This is a genomic window from Bartonella sp. AU55XJBT (genome assembly GCF_028618525.1).
Window position 1 is genome coordinate 13,670 of record NZ_JAQITC010000012.1, and the last position, 18,162, is coordinate 31,831.

Annotated in this window: 14 protein-coding genes; 5 read left to right on the forward strand and 9 right to left on the reverse strand. The window is 37.8% G+C overall.

Annotation, left to right across the window (positions count from 1 at the left end; all coding sequences use genetic code 11):
• The first annotated feature begins 149 nt into the window (after nucleotides 1-149).
• Nucleotides 150-2,483: an autotransporter outer membrane beta-barrel domain-containing protein gene (locus PVV70_RS07180; protein ID WP_273758586.1), complete on the forward strand. Its 2,334-nt coding sequence runs from the start codon at nucleotides 150-152 to the stop codon at nucleotides 2,481-2,483.
• Nucleotides 2,484-2,629: 146 nt separating this feature from the next.
• Nucleotides 2,630-4,492, forward strand: coding sequence for an autotransporter outer membrane beta-barrel domain-containing protein (locus PVV70_RS07185; RefSeq protein ID WP_273758587.1), 1,863 nt, complete (start codon nucleotides 2,630-2,632; stop codon nucleotides 4,490-4,492).
• Between the two features lie 226 nt (nucleotides 4,493-4,718).
• On the opposite strand, the gene PVV70_RS09740 is transcribed toward PVV70_RS07185, so the two are convergent.
• Nucleotides 4,719-5,135 carry a hypothetical protein gene (locus PVV70_RS09740; RefSeq protein WP_273758638.1) on the reverse strand — a complete coding sequence of 139 codons (417 nt, stop codon included), beginning with the start codon at nucleotides 5,133-5,135 and terminating at the stop codon, nucleotides 4,719-4,721.
• Nucleotides 5,136-5,319: 184 nt separating this feature from the next.
• On the opposite strand from PVV70_RS09740, the gene PVV70_RS07195 reads away from it, so the two are divergent.
• On the forward strand, nucleotides 5,320-8,067 hold the full coding sequence (locus tag PVV70_RS07195; protein ID WP_404977263.1) for an autotransporter outer membrane beta-barrel domain-containing protein: 2,748 nt from the start codon (nucleotides 5,320-5,322) through the stop codon (nucleotides 8,065-8,067).
• A 1,047-nt stretch (nucleotides 8,068-9,114) separates the two neighbouring features.
• Nucleotides 9,115-9,474, forward strand: coding sequence for a helix-turn-helix domain-containing protein (locus PVV70_RS07200; protein WP_273758588.1), 360 nt, complete (start codon nucleotides 9,115-9,117; stop codon nucleotides 9,472-9,474).
• 406 nt (nucleotides 9,475-9,880) lie between these two features.
• Here PVV70_RS07200 and PVV70_RS07205 read toward each other — a convergent pair whose 3' ends face one another.
• The 8 genes from PVV70_RS07205 to PVV70_RS07240 form a co-directional block, all read right to left on the reverse strand.
• Entirely contained in the window at nucleotides 9,881-10,054 is a 174-nt protein-coding gene (locus PVV70_RS07205; protein WP_273758589.1) for a hypothetical protein, read from the reverse strand.
• 896 nt (nucleotides 10,055-10,950) lie between these two features.
• Nucleotides 10,951-11,355, reverse strand: coding sequence for a flagellar protein FlgN (locus PVV70_RS07210; RefSeq protein ID WP_273758590.1), 405 nt, complete (start codon nucleotides 11,353-11,355; stop codon nucleotides 10,951-10,953).
• 2,868 nt (nucleotides 11,356-14,223) lie between these two features.
• Entirely contained in the window at nucleotides 14,224-14,442 is a 219-nt protein-coding gene (locus tag PVV70_RS07215; RefSeq protein ID WP_273758591.1) for an EexN family lipoprotein, read from the reverse strand.
• A 32-nt stretch (nucleotides 14,443-14,474) separates the two neighbouring features.
• Nucleotides 14,475-14,687: an EexN family lipoprotein gene (locus tag PVV70_RS07220; protein WP_273758592.1), complete on the reverse strand. Its 213-nt coding sequence runs from the start codon at nucleotides 14,685-14,687 to the stop codon at nucleotides 14,475-14,477.
• A gap of 189 nt (nucleotides 14,688-14,876) precedes the next feature.
• Nucleotides 14,877-15,164 (reverse strand): EexN family lipoprotein, encoded by a 288-nt coding sequence (locus PVV70_RS07225; RefSeq protein WP_273758593.1) that lies wholly within the window; start codon nucleotides 15,162-15,164, stop codon nucleotides 14,877-14,879.
• Between the two features lie 1,079 nt (nucleotides 15,165-16,243).
• Nucleotides 16,244-16,471 carry a plasmid partition protein ParG gene (locus PVV70_RS07230; RefSeq protein WP_273758594.1) on the reverse strand — a complete coding sequence of 76 codons (228 nt, stop codon included), beginning with the start codon at nucleotides 16,469-16,471 and terminating at the stop codon, nucleotides 16,244-16,246.
• Nucleotides 16,468-17,097: a ParA family partition ATPase gene (parA, locus tag PVV70_RS07235; protein WP_273758595.1), complete on the reverse strand. Its 630-nt coding sequence runs from the start codon at nucleotides 17,095-17,097 to the stop codon at nucleotides 16,468-16,470. Before parA ends, PVV70_RS07230 begins: the two co-directional genes overlap by 4 nt.
• 222 nt (nucleotides 17,098-17,319) lie before the next feature.
• Nucleotides 17,320-17,460, reverse strand: a complete 141-nt coding sequence (locus PVV70_RS07240) for a hypothetical protein (protein ID WP_273758596.1) — start codon at nucleotides 17,458-17,460, stop codon at nucleotides 17,320-17,322.
• 353 nt (nucleotides 17,461-17,813) lie between these two features.
• Between PVV70_RS07240 and PVV70_RS07245 the strand changes: the two genes are divergently transcribed.
• Complete coding sequence (locus PVV70_RS07245) at nucleotides 17,814-18,149, forward strand: TIGR01244 family sulfur transferase (protein WP_273758597.1); 336 nt, start codon at nucleotides 17,814-17,816, stop codon at nucleotides 18,147-18,149.
• The last annotated feature ends 13 nt before the right edge of the window (nucleotides 18,150-18,162 follow it).

Genomic DNA, 18,162 nt, shown 5'->3' on the forward strand with positions numbered 1-18,162 from the left:
AGATCAATTTTTAAACGATAAACAACAAAACTTAATATTCGTTTTGTTATTTACAATAAAAACATAATGATATAAAAGCTGATCGGGTACTTGCGCCATCAGGGGAATGAAGTAAGCATCAAAGCATACCAAATACTAAAGGCATATCTATGTGTAAGAAATCTATTTATAAGAAAAATTTTTTGTTATGTACAATTGCTGGAACTTTCATTTTTTCTCATTTCGCTCCAACGCATGCAAATATACAACCTTCTGAGATACCTACGGTCCAAGTAGCTAATGGAGAAGAGAAGAACTTTAATAACGTTTTTGTTCGTGGTAAGTATGATACCGCAGTTGCTAAGAAAGGCCACATTACCATTACAGACTCAATAATGCACTCAGATTTCACTTTGCTTTCTGCAACATCAGGTGGTCAAATTAATGCTAAAGGAATCGTGGGAAAAGCTAAAGAGCGTGGTTTGTCACTCACAAACGGCATAATCCGTGTTGAAGATTCAATCATAAATGTCATAGGCCACAGCAAAGTCTATGGTATCAATTTTGGTTATATTCTAAGCTCCACAATAAAAGAAGGAGAAGAAGTTGTAAACAAAGCCATTCTTAATAAGACAAAACTTTTTGTAAAGGATGGTGTTGGTATTTTCGGACCTTATTATTCCAAAGCTGTTGCTAATGCGGTATCCCTTAAAGACTCAGAAATTCGTTCTGATATGTTATTAAAAAACGAAGGCTCACCGTTCACCACAATTGAACCAACTACTTTTACATTAGACGCTGACAATTCAATTATGGAAGGAAGAGCCAAAACGCTTCCTCAAAATACAACGATCTTCACCCTAAACAATAACAGCAAGTGGCATTTAAAAATTAGTCTATTTGAATTGGAAAATAGTTTTAGTTTATTTGATTACAAGCTTCTTGATCTTAAGCAACGAGCACAATCCGTTGTTTCAGTCCTAAACCTTAACAATAGCTCTATCATATTTGATGCACCGCATGATTTAGTAGAAAACCATTATCAAACCTTAAATGTGGGAAGACATCCCCAAAAAACAGAGCAAAACAGAGACTCTGATGCCGCAACAGTTTACAATGCAACAGGCAACGCAAGGATTTACTTTAATACCGAATGGAGCAATGGTCTTACAAAAGAACAACAAAAGACTGACCGTGTTCTCGTTCGCGGTGATGTCTCAGGCACCACAACGATCTATTTCAACAATCTTTCAAAGCATCCCGAACCCTTTGATAATGAAGAAGCAGAAGGTTCAATTCCTTTGAATATACGTGGTCTCTCACTCATTCAAGTTTCTGGGCAAGCCAATGAAGATTCCTTCAAACTTGCCCATGGCTATACCACAATAGGGGGCTTACCTTATAAATATATACTCAATGGCTATGGACCAACATCCCGCCTTGGGAAAGCGGATGATCAGCAAAGCCTTTTTCCAGAAGGTGAAGAATTTTGGGATTTCCGTCTCCAAAATACTACTCTTGATTTAGTGGAAGAAATCAAAGCTCTTGTTCCCCAAGTTGCAAGCTATTTGGTAATGCCTAACGCGATATTCTCCTCTGGATTGACTGACATAAGTAATCAAAATACGCTGTTAGATAATATGCACTCAACAGTTTTTGGATTAGAAGGTCATAAAAAGAAAGGCATCTTCTTATCAACGTATGGCAACAAGGTGACGTTATCTTCCAGCCGTAGTCCATTGGAGTATGGTTATGGTGCGGATGTTTGCTATGCTGCTTTACAAGCAGGCATGGCATTAGCAACGCTAGAAAATCAAAGCTTAACTGCAAATTTTGGTCTTTTAGGCACCTATGGAAAGCTCGCTTTTACGCCAAAGGATATGGAAGGTTCTGACAAAAGCATACTGGATAAATGGTCCTTTACGGTCTATGGGAACCTCCACCATGACAATGGTCTTTATGTTAATGCATCACTCTCTTATGGCATTTTAAATGGACATATCACAACAGCTCTTATTGGCAACACCGCAGAGTTAAATAATACGGATATATTGAATATATCGGCAACCGTTGGACAAAAACTAGCAACCGGTGTTGAAGGATTGTCCTTTGAACCACAAGCGCAACTGATTTATCAACATATTGCATTTGGTACGCTTTCAGATATCGATGACTTCCAGGTTAATATCAAGACTCCTCACCAATGGTTGGTGCATATTGGAGGACGTTTAACAAAAACCATACTTCCTATTGAAAACGATCGTGTTCTTTCCTTTTATGGTAAATTGAACGTCATCAAAGCTTTTGGTGAAAAAAGCACAATCGATATTATTGAGCCTTTCCGTCTTGATTCTATGGGCTCTTCTCTTGAAGGTGGGCTTGGCATTAACGCGCAACTTTCCAAAAATATTGCCCTTCATGCTGACGTTAATTACCAACATAGACTTCAAAAAGCTGGGTTTTCTGGAATTAATTTTTCCGGTGGAATGCGCTATCGCTTTTAGAAATCTTAGCTTTCACTTTTGACACATAAGCAGCGCTGGAATGTAAGCAGTGCTGCTTATATTTTACACATTACAAAAAATCGTAATGTGTGGAAGAGTAGTTCATTTTTTATCAAAACAAAGAAAATATCTTAAGGAACGTCTCTATGCATAAGAATCTTTTGTTATGTACAGCCGCTTGTGCTTTGTTTTTTTCTTCTTTTACCTTCATATCGATCAGTACCGCCTCTGGCTTAAGTCCTGAAACACGCCATGCTCTTGAAGGAATGATCGAATTACCGGAACAATATCGCCATACCATTGATTTAATAAACACACCTACACAGACAGAAAAAAATCTTGAAAAAATAGCCTCTGGCGCCATGACGCGAGGTCATTCACCTTTCAACCAAGCACATCAAAATTCTATGGATCGTGTAAGAGAGAAGATTAAAAGCTCTTTTTCAGGCGATGGTCGTGCTAGCTCTGGTGCACATCATGTAGTATTAAAGCATGAAATGGATAATACACATACCAAAGTCATAGCAAACCAATATCCTCAAGATACACAGTCTATGGTAGATACCAACGCAAAACTTAACCAATTGAGAATAAAACGGAGTGCCTCACAAAAACAAAACAATACAGCTACCAATGTTTTACAAAATGCATTGTATCTTAACACGCACCCCCAAAATACCTCAACCACCGATGGAATAGCAAACGTGGAGGGGAAAGAAGCCTCTCTTGCACATAAAGAGAATAAATACTCTGTTATTGATCCCAAGACAAACACGGATTCCTCAGCACCGAAAAAGGCTCTTAACACATCCACGGAATCTCATGTGAAATTGCCCACAAAGATTGAGAACAGCCCCATCGCTCATACTGAGAGCACGTCTCAATTTACAGCTGATAAAGCAACTGCAACTTCTTATTCTCTTGATGGAGCAGTAAATGGCAAACTCCTTACACCACAAATAGAAAACTCTTTCGTCATGCCTATCGCGATGTTTACTGTTGGGGTTGCTGATGCCAACAATCAAAATATCTTGTTAGACAATATGCAAATAACAATGTTTGAACCCAAAGAGTATCAAGAGAGAAGCATTTTCTTATCCACTTATGGCAATAAGAACACATTTTTCTCCCGCATTCATTCAAAACAAGAAGGGGCTCAAACAGAACAAAATGATGTTCAAAAAGAACAAGGAGGCGCTCCAGCAGAACAAGAGGGCGCTCCAGCAGAACAAGAGAGCACTCACGCAGAACAAGGGAGCCTTCATGCGGATATTCGCTATGCCGCATTGCAGGCAGGGGCTACATTAATCGCGCGAGAAGATCAAAATATCAGCACTAATTTTGGTTTTTTTGGAACATATGGAAAATTGTCTTTTGCTCCTAAAAATGCAGAAAGCTCTCATAAGAAGATGTTTGATAAATGGTCCCTCACTGCCTATGGAAACATTCAGCACGACGGTGGCATCTATGCAAGTGCTTTTCTCTCTTATGGAATTTTTAAAGAAAATATGAGCAACGATTTTATCAAAGATGCCCCTAAAATAAAGAATAGTAAAATATTAGGAGCTGCTGCAACGGTTGGTCAAAAACTATCAACTGGTTTCGAGGGTGTCATTCTAGAACCGCAAGCACAACTCGTTTATCAGCGTCTCATACTTAGTGCATCCTCAGATAACAACACGTCCTCAAATGACAACAGTTCTTCAGATGACGATAACCCTAAAATAAACATAGGCAAACCTGATCAATGGTTGCTGCGTATTGGTGGGCGTTTGACGCAAAACAAAGGCCATGCCCTTTCCTTCTATGGTAAACTGAACATGATCAAAACTTTTAGTAAAAGTTTTCAGCTTGCTGCGATGGGATCTTTAGTCGAAGGTGGTTTTGGTATTCACGCACACTTATCGCCAAATACCGAGCTTCATAGTGATCTGAGCTATCAACATAAATTCAAAAAAGTTGGCATCTCTGGAATAAATATTTCTGCTGGAATGCGCTATCACTTTTAAAAATACTTGTATTCTATCTTGAAATACAAAGTACTCTCATTATGTTTCGTTTTGTCTCTTACAAAAGAGACATAATGAGGTCAAAATTTTATATTTTATGAGAGGGGATAAATATTTAGGCATACATCCATATGAAAAAAAATGTTTTACTATACACCGTTTCTGGACTTCTGTTTTATTCTTCCACCAGCTTGTCTTATGCTGTTCAGTACAATCATAGTACACATCACCACGGCAGTGTAATAGATTCAGTTCCTCTTAAGACTCCATTAAATACATCCAGAGTTTTTAATCCATATGATAATTCACCTGATGGAGTTGGGCAACGTCCTCCCTCCCCTCCACCTTCAACGCCTAGCGCCCCTAGACTCTCTACCACATCTGACTCAACAACAATAACCACTCCTCCTACAAACAATGGGTCTGCGACACCTCCTTCTACAGGGGCTGTAACTTCTACAAATACTGTAACGCCCCAAGTGCAAAGTGAAGGAAATTTAAGAAGCGGTACAGGCTCTACTGGGGAAACGACACACTCTTCAACGCAACCCACACCACCTGTAAAATCTACAAAGCTTAAAACCTCTACAGGCTCTTCTGAAGCTAAAACAATTACAAAACCTGAAACACCTTCTAAAAGCACAGAGACGTCTAAGGATTCTACTCAAAACTCTAAAGAAAAAGCGCCATCCCCAAATGGAGCCACTGGAAACGCAGATTCTTCCTCAAAGCAAAATTCTGAACACGCCCAAGAAAATACACAACCATCAACGACTAAAGCAACAGAAGGTGTACAATCTAGCCCTGAAGCCACACAAGGCACGCCTATCACACAATCTCCAACGAGGGAAGAAACTCCAACAACAGAAGCTACAACGACAGGGCCAGCTTCAACAACAGACGTAGTCAAATCGAGAAGGCGTTCAGGTGTTCCTTCTTCTCCTACAGACTCTTCCAGTGAAGAAACACCACCCAATTCTACTGTATCTTCGCAGCCAGAAGTAACACGACCTTCATCTAATTCACTGCCAACACCTAAAACATCTGAATCTTCAAAATCAGAAACAAAGGTGTCAGCAACATCTAGAGAACCAGAATCTAGGCAACGGATACTTTTAAGACCAGAAGCGGGTGTACAAAAAGTATCTGCAAACTCTGAACCTATAAAACCAACAGCAGAGCAATCATCGGCACCTAAAGTGCCAGAACTCACGCAGTCAATATCTTTAAGACCAGCAGTTGGAAAATCAGAGCTTACACACCCGATATCTCCCATACAGCCTGAAAAGCCTGTACAAAGCGAAAATATAAGTGCTAGCGTTGAAGCTAAGAACGGTGAAACTATCGCTCTGCATAACAAAAAGATTCAAGACAGATGGAGTGCGGTCCATGCAGACGGGAAGAATTCAAAAATCCAAATGAACGGGGGGACCGTTGATGTCGGTTTTATTGCTCTGAGTGTATCAGATGGTGGAGAAATTGAAGCCAAAGATATTACGGTGACAGCAGAAACAGCGGGGTTGGTCAACATAGAAGGGACAATCAATCTTAAAGATTCAAGCATCCATGTCACAGGGAAATCTGAATCGAGTGGTATTATTTTCCGCAATAATCTATATCGTGCCCCTCAAAGGCGACATCCACGCAATGCAGAAAGAAATGCCAACACCATTCAAGAACAAGATATTGCTGGTAAAGTAAATCTAGAGAATACAAAGCTTTTCGTTGAAAATGGTGCAGGTATCAACCTTTATGGAACAAACACAAGTGGTGTTATCAGCCTTAAAAATTCAGAACTTCATGCCGATATTTTATTAAAAAATATAAAAAACGAAAGTGGCTCCACAAATACCCTTAAACTGGTTGCGGATCACTCTTCTTTAGAAGGTCGAGTAAGAACCTCTAAAGATAATAGAACAATTTTTGATCTAAAAGAAGAGACGAAATGGCTCTTAAAGCCAAATAAAAACGCTGTAAATAGTGATAACATCTCAAGTGACGATGCTGTTTTAGATGACTATGGACAGTTTGCTCTTGATGAAAAATCATTCTCTAATCTTTCTGTATTGCGCCTTACCAACAGCGCCATTATGTTTGAGAAGCCCGTTGAGAGACATTACCAAACTTTGTTTATAGGGCCTAATCTTTCGCAAGAAGACGAAACTGCTCACACAGCAACAGTTTATAGTGCAGCAGGTCTTTCAGAAATTTATGTAAACACTCAATGGAACGAACATTCTCCTGTCACGGAACAACAAACCGATCGTATTATGATTAATGGAGATGTCTTAGGGAGTACTGTTGTTCACATCAATCTCCAAGAAACAGATAAAAAAACCGATAGCTCTGCTGTTTGGGAAGAACACATGGCGTCACTCCCTTTAGGGACACATGGCATTTCAATCATTCAAGTTTCCGGACAAGCAAATGAAAATTCCTTCAGGTTAGCAGGAAACTATATGACAATAGGTGGACAACCTTATAAATATGTACTCACAAGCTATAAACCAGGAACATCTCATGAGAGCCAAAATCTTTTTGGCAAAAATAATCGTGATTTCTGGGATTTCCGCTTACAGAATGCCTACATTGATAAGGATAAAAAAGTTCGAGCACTTTTACCACAGGTGGCAAACTATTTAACCCTGCCTAATGCTTTATTTTCTTCTGGATTTGCTGATGTAAATAACCAAAACACGTTGTTAGATGCAATGCAAACAACAGTATTTGGTGCAAAAGATAATAAAAAGAATAACTTCTTTTTCTCTTCATACGGCGAGAAAGTCGCCTTATCTTCCAACCGCGGCCCATTGCGTTATGGTTATGATGCTGATGTAAACTATAGCGCTTTACAATTGGGAGCCGTATTAGCCGCCTTTGAAGGCAAAGACATAAGCACACATTTTGGTCTGTTAGGAACCTACGGAAAACTTGCCTTTACGCCAAAAGAGATGCAAGATTCTGAAAAGACGACCCTTGATAAATGGTCACTCACCGCTTATAGCGGCATCCAGCATAGCAATGGTCTATATGTCAATGCTCTTCTTTCTTACGGAACCTTAAAAGGAAATATTACCACAGCTCTGGTTGGGAATGCCGCAAATTTGGATGGGACTGAAATCCTTAATCTATCCGCAACCCTTGGTCAGAAATTAGCAACCGATACAAAAGGATTGGTCTTTGAACCACAAGTGCAATTCATTTATCAAAATCTCATGTTTGATATTTTCTCAGATACCAATGGCTTAAAAGTAGACATGGGCAATCCGCATCAATGGTTGGTTCGTTTTGGTGGACGTTTAACAAAAACGATAACGGCTGTTGAAAAAAACAAGGCTGTTTCCTTCTATGGCAAAATGAATGTTATCAGAACTTTTGGTGATGGTAAAATAATAAAAATTGCTGATACCTTTGATCTTGATCCTACCGGCTCTTCAATTGAGGGAGGCATGGGTGTGAATGCTTATTTTTCTGAAAATGTCGTGCTAAGTGGTGATATTAGCTACCGGCAAAAATTGCAAAAAGCTGGTGTATCGGGGACCAATGTATCTGGCGGAATACGGTATCGTTTTTAAAGCAAAAACACTTTTAACTTCAATAAAATAAAAGGGCAGCATGTTGTGCTGCTTTTTTATTTAAACGTATATTTTTAAAATTCTCAAAAGTCATTACATCATCAAATAACATATTTATTTATAATGATTTTTTATCTATTGAATAAAAACTGAATACCATCGCATTCTCTCATTTCCAAGAGATTCATCTTGAAGAATTCGCTTGCACATCACAAGCAGAAACGTTGGTGTATGGATAAAAACAATTTAAGAAAGATATAAAAATGCTTCTTATGAACCATAACGCAAGGAGGCTCTCAACATTGAAAATTGGCACAGTGTATCATAATACCAGCCTGATCCCTTGATATGCAAAAAATAGCAACGTTTATACCATTCTTTTGTACCACTTAGAGGCTTTTACACTCTACACTTCACGGAGCATCGTCCTATACCATTCACGAAACACCATTGTGAAATGATCCGGAGCATTGAGAAAGATTTCTTTAAAGCAAGCATATAAATTGGCAACAACAAATCTATTCTGTTTTAAATATTTTGTTTTGCATGGGGCGTGTTCCCTCAATAAAAACTCTCCCCGATCATTATGATATCTCCGCTGCATCAAAAGGACCAAACAAGTTATTTTGGTTATTGGCTAAAACAGCACCGTAAAGATGCCTTGAGCTTAACAACCAAGTCTTTTCCTTTGTGAAAAACAGAGCTGAAAACTTGAGTTTAGTGAGCGAATATTGAAAATTTGAAAGGCAAACAGTCTCTCATTAAAAAAATCTATCCGTTTCAAGAAAAACTATTTTTATTGCCAATCTCCTAAAATTACTTTACACATTAGAAAATGTTTTTGGTCGCATACGCAACGACCAATAGGGCCTTGAAAACCTGAAACCCTAGCGTAAAAATGAACCCACTCTGTGGGTGTCCCGGAATTCCGGGAGATTTTGCTATGTCCAGGTGCTTTTCAGCACTAAAAGCAAAATGCTGACTAGGGTTCAGTGTTTTCAAGCTCCCGGAATACTCATGCGAGGGCGCTCGCAACCGGAGGGGAAAATGAAAACTCAAAATCTTAATATTGATCTTTTTGTTGGCAAAAAAATTCGTTTGAGACGAAAAGTATTGGGAATGTCTCAAAAAACATTAGGACAACACTTAAGAGTTACTTTTCAACAAATCCAGAAATATGAAAAAGGCTTAAATCGTGTAAGCGCAGGACGTTTAAAGGAAATTTCCGATATTTTGAATGTTCCTCTTGCCTTTTTTTACACTGATATTATCACAAAAGAAAATGCCCCGTACCATCATGAAGAAATCGCATCAAATAAAGAGGAGTTTTTGCTTTTAAAAAGTTTTAGAATCCTTCCGTCTATCAAACAGAAAGCCATTTTAAAATTAATTTCTGATCAGAATTAAAATGTTTTACATGATCTTTATCCTTTAATCTGCTTGCTATTCTAAGAACAAAGCACTGCAATTTATAAACAATTGGGCTTCTTAATTTAGCAAGTTCCCCTTAGTTGACTTCCTACGATATGAAACACGATATTTTCTTTTCATAAGCACTCATACCGCTTCATAAATATTTCTGAAAATATCTTAAAACGCATCACGGTGATAGCACTCTTGTTTGTCCTTCACTTCCTCCTCAGATCTGTAAACAATCCAATTTCTCATCAAGAGGGGTCTCACTGTTGAGCCCTCCTATCAATACATCTCCTAAATATCTCTGCATCGATTATTTTTGTAAAATAACATATTGATTTATCATGATAAATCATCTTTTCCAACTTTAAGACCAAATCGTCTAAGGATTTCCTCATCACCGCCCTTCTCCTATGGATAAATCAATCAAAATCGCTTGTTTTCCCATCACAAGCAAAGGTGGTGTATAAGTCAAAAAAGAATAAAATATCCCAAGAATCTCAAGTACCAAAAGCTGTCGCAACATTGGAAAATGGTAAAGTGACGTTGCTGAGAAATATGACAATGCCAACTTGCTCCTTCATTAAGCATAAAGATGGTTGTGCTCTATAGATTTTATATTATTTCCATGAAAGCTTTATACCTTCACAGGCAGCATCACATCACAAACCGACATCACGAAACGGGCACTGTTACAAAATGGGGGTGACAAGCCTTGAGAAATATTTCTTTACAATAAGCGCATACATTGGAAACAATAAATCTATTCTTTTTGAATCGTTCTGTTTTGCATGAGGGGCGTGATCCCATTAAAAAACGCAATAAACACAAACATAAAAAATGTCTGATCTTCACGCTTTAAAAGACAGTGCTTTAAATTCCTTTAAAAGCTATAAAGCAGAAAAGATAATGGTAAAAACACCACCTTTACAGCTTTATAATTCTCCCCCAATGAAGCTGCCTCCCTTTTTCAAATATGAATCCCAACAGAAATATACGCGCTCCAATCTGGCATACAAAAACGAAAACAGAAGAGAAAATACTAAACCGCCTCTTTATCTCAAACATAGAGCTTGCAGTGACTAACTGCTTCATATCACCATACTTTAAAGGAAACGGCTTCATAAGGCATCACGGGGCGGTCTTAATATTCTCTTGCCCCCTTCCCCAAACGAAAAAATGAAGTGCCCTACCAACCCAATCTTTAACACAATGCGTAAAACAATGTTGTATAAACAATCCGTCTTCTCCTAAAGCCTCTTTCACTCGGCTTCCCACAGATATGCGTGCACTTCCTATCACCTTAAAAGAGACTGTAGACTCTATTTGACAGAACAGCAAAATGATAATTTAAATACCCAAACGCGCTTAAAACATAGAGACTCGACAAACACATTCTTCATTCAAATCACTGCTCTACCTCATCATTATAATCACGTAGAACAGCCAATATGAATGAAGTTTAGATTATTCTTCTAATTCCTTTGTAAGTCCAGAGAGTTGCATAGCTTTCGAAAGATCATTGACTGCATTTAAATGTGTTTGAAGTAGTTCACTATTACGCTGTAATTTTTTTTGTAAATCAGACAGCAAACTTTCAACTTCATGCTCAATATCTTGATTCATGTAACGTCTCACATCGCTCATCGATTTATTAAGATCACGCAAACCACGTATTTTACATAAATTTATTTCTTCGTAATCTGGAATACCACTGCTTTCTAGCATATTGCTTTCATAATCAACCACTTGGGTTAATCCTTTAACAGCAGCGACAAATTTCGTCATCGCCCAATCACGATCAATAAGATTATTATCAAGAACTTTTGCTTTTGCTGCAAAACTATCATCACCATATTGCACTACAGACATTTTTATTTCCCCTTCAACCAATTGTTCAATCTTGCTTTCAAATGAGGGAGATTAAACAGTTTTCCTTCCATGCTGATACACTCAACCACGCTCGTGATGCGAACATTGCTCAGACAACAGCACAACAATCCTTAAAAGCGTCTACCACTTCAACTCTTAACGTATTCTCTGAAATATTTTCTTGCTTTGCTCCAAAATCATTCTTGCTACTATACGCATTCACCAAAACGCTATAAACTTAAAACCTCTGCGTAGACACTATCGAAACTTCCAAATTTTCCCAAATGTTCTCTGTCTATTTTGCCTTGTCTATCTCATTTTTTTGTCTATCTCATCTTTGCCTATTTTATCACCACCAAGCCTTCAACAGAAAACGACAATGCTCTGACGATAACCTTGGCAATAAAAAACGCTTGCAAAAAAACGCCTGCCAGCAAAAATTCGCAGCACATAGAGACTTAAGCCTATTAAAAACTTCAGCATTTCACCGATAGCAGCATTTTACCCTCCATAACTTTACGGCTTTTCTGCACCTAACCCTGCATACTCTCTGGTGCCCATTAGCACCCTACAAGATTAGTTTGCTTCCATTCAAAAGACACACTCCCACCCCCCTGCTCTTTCTGCATCCATGCAGTATTCTGCACAACACACAAAGAGAATGCTCTTTTGAACAGATCAGCCATATAGCACTCTTAAAAAAGACATCTTAAAATAGCTAAATAGCCATCCATCTCCCTTTTTCAATTATCATTTCGCTTTTCTTTGCAGTGAGCAACTATATAAAATTTTTTGAACCTTTTCAAGCATTTCTTCACCCATCCGTTCGATACGCTTTCAATCATATCTTCACGCGCTTGTTTGAAAAAAACCAATCTCTTAAAAGACGCCCAAACGCATTACACCCAAACTCATTTTACACAAGTCCATTGCGCACCGGCTCCCATGAAAGGTATCATGACAAATCCTCTATGAAATGGATAAAATCCATTGAGCGGCCACCTCTTTACGCTTCATAAAAGAGAAAACCGACACCCTCACACACTCAATCCCCCAAAGTGACCTCCCTTAGCACTTGAAAATACTTCATAAGAAGTATGCCTTTCTTGTACAGTTTCACACCATACGGCTCTCTCTGCTTGTAATATTCAAGAAACATGGCTTTGGTTGATTGAATATAAAAAGATTTAAAATGAGAGAATCTTTCGGTATTCAAGGCTCTCATTCAAGCTGAAGAACACTTAGCTCCCCCCATAACTCTTTGCAAAATTTTCCCCTCATCTTCCTGTCGATTATTTCACGCGCAGCAGTACAATCCACTCTTAATATCACAGCTTTACAGGCACCCTAGCCTAAACACAGAGTTTATAATAAAGGCCCAATTTCTACGACATCCCCTTCTCACTATCACCCCTTTAAATAAAGAAAAAATTTTAAGCTTGCCGAATATGGTGTATCAGCATATATCGCTGACTGTGACATATTGTTATTCATAACATCACCTCCAAAATAACCGAAAGAGATTCTTATGGCTGATCTCGTAAAGGCCGCGATGCTTTATTCAACCTTGATCATTACCCTCAACGCTTTTGTTGTGTTTTTAGCACTCATCATAGATGATATACTAAGCATAATCTCTCAAGCTTTTGTATAATCTGTGTAGATAAGCATCTTAATTTCCCATAAGGTCAAAGTAAAATTTCGGCTTTCTAGATAAATCACCTCCCAATTTCAAACATCTCTTGCAACTCTTTTGGTGTTAACCTCCACTTTTATTTGCATTTTTAACCATCAATTTTTGTCTTTTCACGCTCCTTCACACTTCCCTTCAATACCAACATCATCCTCGCCTTAAAGGACAGAGTTTTCGACCAGATCCAATCTGCCAACAATTTATCTTCTTACCGAGCAGGTTATCGAGCCAGTTTCACTTAATTTCCTCCCTCAAGGCATATCACGCCCCTAAAGGATAATATTGAAGTGAAGCTTACGTTAAAAAGCACGACCATCTTGATATTTATAAGAAAGAAAGCCGCACCATCATACAACTCAAGCCCCTCATGTCGCCACAGCCCTTGGCTCTTGAGACAAATTTATAAGAGGCATTTGTCTGCCTTTCTCAATCGTTTTTATTCACGAGGAAACACTTTCATTTTTAACGTGCAAAAAATATGGGTTTTGCGTGACTCAATCTAGAACAGATTTGAAATGAGAAAGTTTTACGCGTGTCGGGGCTCTCATTCAACATGAAAACAATAAACACTCTTTAGACAATCAAAACATTGTGCGAATAATATTCACCAAACCCTCGAGAACAAAAAACGCATGCGTAAAGTTTACGTATGGGCACCACCACCACTCAAAACGATAATACCACGGCACAATTACAATAAAACCATCTTGGCATAACTGGGCATAAATGGCTCACGCCCTCACCTGAAATGATAATATTCTCAAATAAAAAGCGCTTTTTTAAAAATAGTGTGAGAAAAATATTTGACTATAAAACGATAATAACTCCATTCAAAATGCTTTTTTCTTTCTCTTAAAAAAAGAAAAAAGTAAATTCCAAACAGATATTTTCCTTCCATTTTTTTCAGAATTAGCCGTAAAACTTAAAGCCATGTTTGAAAAAATGAACAGCAACATGGGCTACTCATTTCAGTGTAACATTACCACAATTGAAAGCACTTCTTAGCGGAACAGATGACCGTAGGACATCTGCTTCCACAAAGAGTGCAAATCGTAAAAGGCTAACTCTTGAAATCAAAAGAACCCTAAAAATGAGAAACAAAAATCCAAAAAACGTAATAGTATCAATAACGATCCAATCCCTTATTGAGATAATAACTTACTGAATTTTATTTTTTAATGAAAGCCAAAAAGAAATTCCATATATGCTTGTTTAACATGTCGACAATTTTTAGATTTCTCTCTGGAAGATTCCTCCATCTTTTCACATTTCATTCCCCATTCTTGCATCAATTTTTCATCTTTCTTAAAATCTTCTACGCTATAAGTCTTTTCGCAACCAGCAACAACAACTCCAGTACAAAGCAGCAATGCTGTAATAACGACTTTATTCATCAATAAATTCCCCTTCTTTTTAACGGATAAATTTAGGGCCTCAAAAAAAGTTCTACATATGCTTGTCGAAGGTTTTTACAGTTTTGAGAAGATTTGAACGGTGAATCATCCTTCTCACATTTCTTTGCCCATTCCTCGTATAATTTTTCATTGGTTTTAAATTCTTCTACGCTATAAGTCTTTTCGCAACCAGCAACAGCAAGTCCAGTACAAAGCAGCAATGCTGTGATAACAACTTTATTCATGATTTAATTCCCTTCCTTTTTTCGGATTTCCAAAGTTTAGGACACACTTTAGTGTCCCGTGAAAATTGCACATTTGGTTCACTGTGCATTTTCAAAAATTTTAAAATGCACTTCTGTAGGTGATTTTTTTACAACCCCTAAATCAATAGAATGCAAAGAAAGCATCCTTCTATCGATAGTGTTGATAATTTAATTATTGTCTTGCTGTTTTTCAGTTTCATTCCCCTTTTTGCTATTTTCACGAAGTTCCTTTGCAAGATTTCTATAATGCTCTTGAAAAAGTTCCATATCGGCTTGCATGACATTTTGACAATTCTTAGTTGCAAAAGCAGAGGGTCCCATTTTATCGCATTTTTTTACCCATTCTTGCATCAATTTTTTATCTTTCTTAAATTCCTCAACACTGTAGTTTTTTTCACAACCACCAACAACAAGCCCTGTGCAAAGCAACAGTGCTGTTAGAATAATCTTGTTCATGAATTTACCCCTCTTTTTATTTTATACTTTGAGAACGACATCGTTGGGTTCACAAAATCCCTGTATTGTGCTCTTGCGTATCACTTTCCTTTGACAAATACGGACACCTTCACGCCAATATATTGAATCATGAGAGCTGCTTTATTGGACTTGCATCTGTAATGTTATCTACGCAGTGGCTCTTTATATTTGAACGGTTTAGACTTCAGCAGCAATTTTGATATCTTGATATTTTCAAAAAGCTTTTTAGTTACTTTTTCTTCAAGAACCACTTTATCATGAGAAGCAGTACGCGTATCGTATCAAAAATTCATCATGCTGAGATCCATTGCAAATTTTCTGCAAATGAAACAACAACTCTTTTAATGATTTGATTGCGCTCTTGCTTATTTTTTAATCCGCCGTGAAAGAAAAAAACTTAAACGCCCCCAACACTTTTTAAATGCCAATAGAAATTCTAAAAAAGCGATCCTATACATTCCTAATAGCCATAAAAAAGATTATTCCTTGACCATCATCAAGTAGCCCTCAATAATCAGCCCCCAAAATCACACAAATGAAAGAAATAATCTCCATATCATACTCAATGATTTCTTTTTGTTATGAGGAAAGTTTATAGCGCACCCCTATCAATCAATTTTATTGATTTTTATTTCCCCCTTATAAACATGAATATAATTTAATAAAACGAAATATTCCGTAGCAGAAAAAAATAATCAACGCTACTGTTAATTTACATTATTTACCCATCTATTTCATTAAAATAAACAAAAAATAACTCCACATTTAAAATCATGATCAAGACAATTTTTATGGAAGAATAAACCGAACTCTCCAGTGATGATACAAATAACAAAGGGGATGATGACGATCACATCTATAAGAAAAAAGTTGCAACGAAGAATTTTTTATAGGTTCAAAACTCTTTCATGAAATGAATCTTATGAAAAAACCCCTCGTAAAAAAAAGAGGAGCGCTTTTATCACCGTTAACTTCATGAAAAACGACCGATACATCTTTTAAAAAACACTCAAACCAACGCACATTTATTAACATATATCTGTTATCGTACGTCATTTTTATTTTCCGTATTTTTTTGTAAGCAATTCGCGCACCTCATCGGCCATTTTAGTTCCACGACTTGCACAACTTACCTTCATTAACCGATGCAAAGTTTCTGGAATATCGATTGTGAGGCGCTTCATCTCTCCACTCGTGTTTCCTTTGTGGCTTCCTACCCATGCATCAGCCGTTAAAGGAATGGATTTATTGGTTGGTTTCATACCAATTTTAATTTTTTTATTCATGACGCTAACTCCTTGATTTCCGCTGCAACAGCTTCAATCTCTGCGGCTGCTGGTCCTTGCTTATCAACTTCGTAAACAGCCTTTCCCTGAGCTGCTGCCTCTGCAAAAATCACACGTTGTGCAACGCTAGAAGAAAGAACACGCACGGGATATATGCCAAGAGCTTCGTTCACATCACGCCCTATCGCTGTATTAACAATTTTACGATTAACAACAAAAGCAGACTTGAGATTTTCTTTATAAACGCGTGCTTCGTCAATCAGCTTTACAATTCCATCAGCAGCCCAAATATCATAGGGACTAGGCAAAACAGGGATAAGCACAAAATCCGAAGCCATAAGAGCACTACGCGCAAGATCCGTCACACGCGGTGGACCATCAATAATAATATGATCATAACTATGACCAATCTGTGCAATCTCTTTGTGAACCGTTGCACGCGGTAAACCAATAACGGAAAATAAAGGAGCATCTTCACGCGCAGCTGCCCAATCCAATGCGCTCCCCTGCGGATCAACATCAATCAGCAATACCCGTGCACCGGCACGGGAAAAACTAGCCGCCAGATTCACGCTCAACGTGGTTTTTCCGACACCCCCTTTTTGATTCAAAAGTCCAATGATCATTCGTTACGTCTTTCAGTATTATCGTTTTTACGATAATACTGAAAACAACAAAAGAAGCAAGTATCCAACACGCGCAAAACAACCATTTCTCTTAATTTTTACGATAAAAACGACAGCCCGCAATTTTATCTCGAGAATATTCTTTTAGCATGAACGCCCCCAATATTATGAAGGTGGTGGTTCTTGAAGAATTGAATGAAAGAACCGAAATCATAAAGAGAGTTACCTTTTATAACGACTAATCCATTGAGTGCCACCATTTTTGCGCTTATGAAGAAGCAAACCGCTCCCATCACACAACTTTTCCATCTCGTGGCTATTACACAAAGCCCTTGTCCCTTGAAACGGTTCATAAAAAGGCATTTTTCTCCCCTCTTTCTTGTACAGTTTCACTCCACATGATGGCTCCCACTTATAAGCAAGAGATCTTGTCTGATGCAACATGGAACAGACTTAAAATAAGGGAATTTTACGGTATTCAGGCTTCTAATTTAAGTTAAATAAAGTTATATTACCATTATAAATCAATGCATTATCCAATATCGAATAACGAACATATTAGTGATATTTTGCACCTTACAACGCATTTTTCCAAGCAAGTCTTCTCGACAAAAAGAATATTTTTGTTAAAATGCCCTTGGAAAATCTCACCTTCTTCATGTCCTTTTATAGACCTGAGAGTATCGTAAAAATCATGCAATTGGGAATAAACAAAAATGAATTTACAACAAATTGAACCTGATATTTTTATCAGCGCCCAAATTAGCATAGAAAATATTAAAACATTAGCAGAAGCTGGTTTTAAAACAATTATCTGTAACCGCCCCGATCATGAGGAACCTCATCAACCTGCTTTTTCGAGCATTAAAACGGTCGCAAATAACTATGGCATAAAAGCCTATTACCTTCCCATTTCGCCTCCGACCATAGAAAAATCAGATGTTGAAACCATGCAAACAATTTTAAAAACAACCTCTCTGCCTCTCCTTGCCTATTGCCATTACGGAACGCGTTCGCTGCATCTTTATCGTTTAGCATGTCTTGAATCATAGGTTTCATAGGCTT

Bases quoted from the DNA above. Each gene is read 5' to 3' on its own strand.
- PVV70_RS07210 (WP_273758590.1), bottom strand. From the start codon at position 11,355: ATGTCTGTAGTGCAATATGGTGATGATAGTTTTGCAGCAAAAGCAAAA.
- PVV70_RS07220 (WP_273758592.1), bottom strand. From the start codon at position 14,687: ATGAATAAAGTTGTTATCACAGCATTGCTGCTTTGTACTGGACTTGCT.
- PVV70_RS07225 (WP_273758593.1), bottom strand. From the start codon at position 15,164: ATGAACAAGATTATTCTAACAGCACTGTTGCTTTGCACAGGGCTTGTT.
- PVV70_RS07245 (WP_273758597.1), top strand. From the start codon at position 17,814: ATGAATTTACAACAAATTGAACCTGATATTTTTATCAGCGCCCAAATT.
- PVV70_RS07180 (WP_273758586.1), top strand. From the start codon at position 150: ATGTGTAAGAAATCTATTTATAAGAAAAATTTTTTGTTATGTACAATT.
- PVV70_RS07185 (WP_273758587.1), top strand. From the start codon at position 2,630: ATGCATAAGAATCTTTTGTTATGTACAGCCGCTTGTGCTTTGTTTTTT.
- PVV70_RS07200 (WP_273758588.1), top strand. From the start codon at position 9,115: ATGAAAACTCAAAATCTTAATATTGATCTTTTTGTTGGCAAAAAAATT.
- PVV70_RS07240 (WP_273758596.1), bottom strand. From the start codon at position 17,460: ATGCCTTTTTATGAACCGTTTCAAGGGACAAGGGCTTTGTGTAATAGC.
- parA (WP_273758595.1), bottom strand. From the start codon at position 17,097: ATGATCATTGGACTTTTGAATCAAAAAGGGGGTGTCGGAAAAACCACG.
- PVV70_RS07215 (WP_273758591.1), bottom strand. From the start codon at position 14,442: ATGAATAAAGTCGTTATTACAGCATTGCTGCTTTGTACTGGAGTTGTT.
- PVV70_RS07230 (WP_273758594.1), bottom strand. From the start codon at position 16,471: ATGAATAAAAAAATTAAAATTGGTATGAAACCAACCAATAAATCCATT.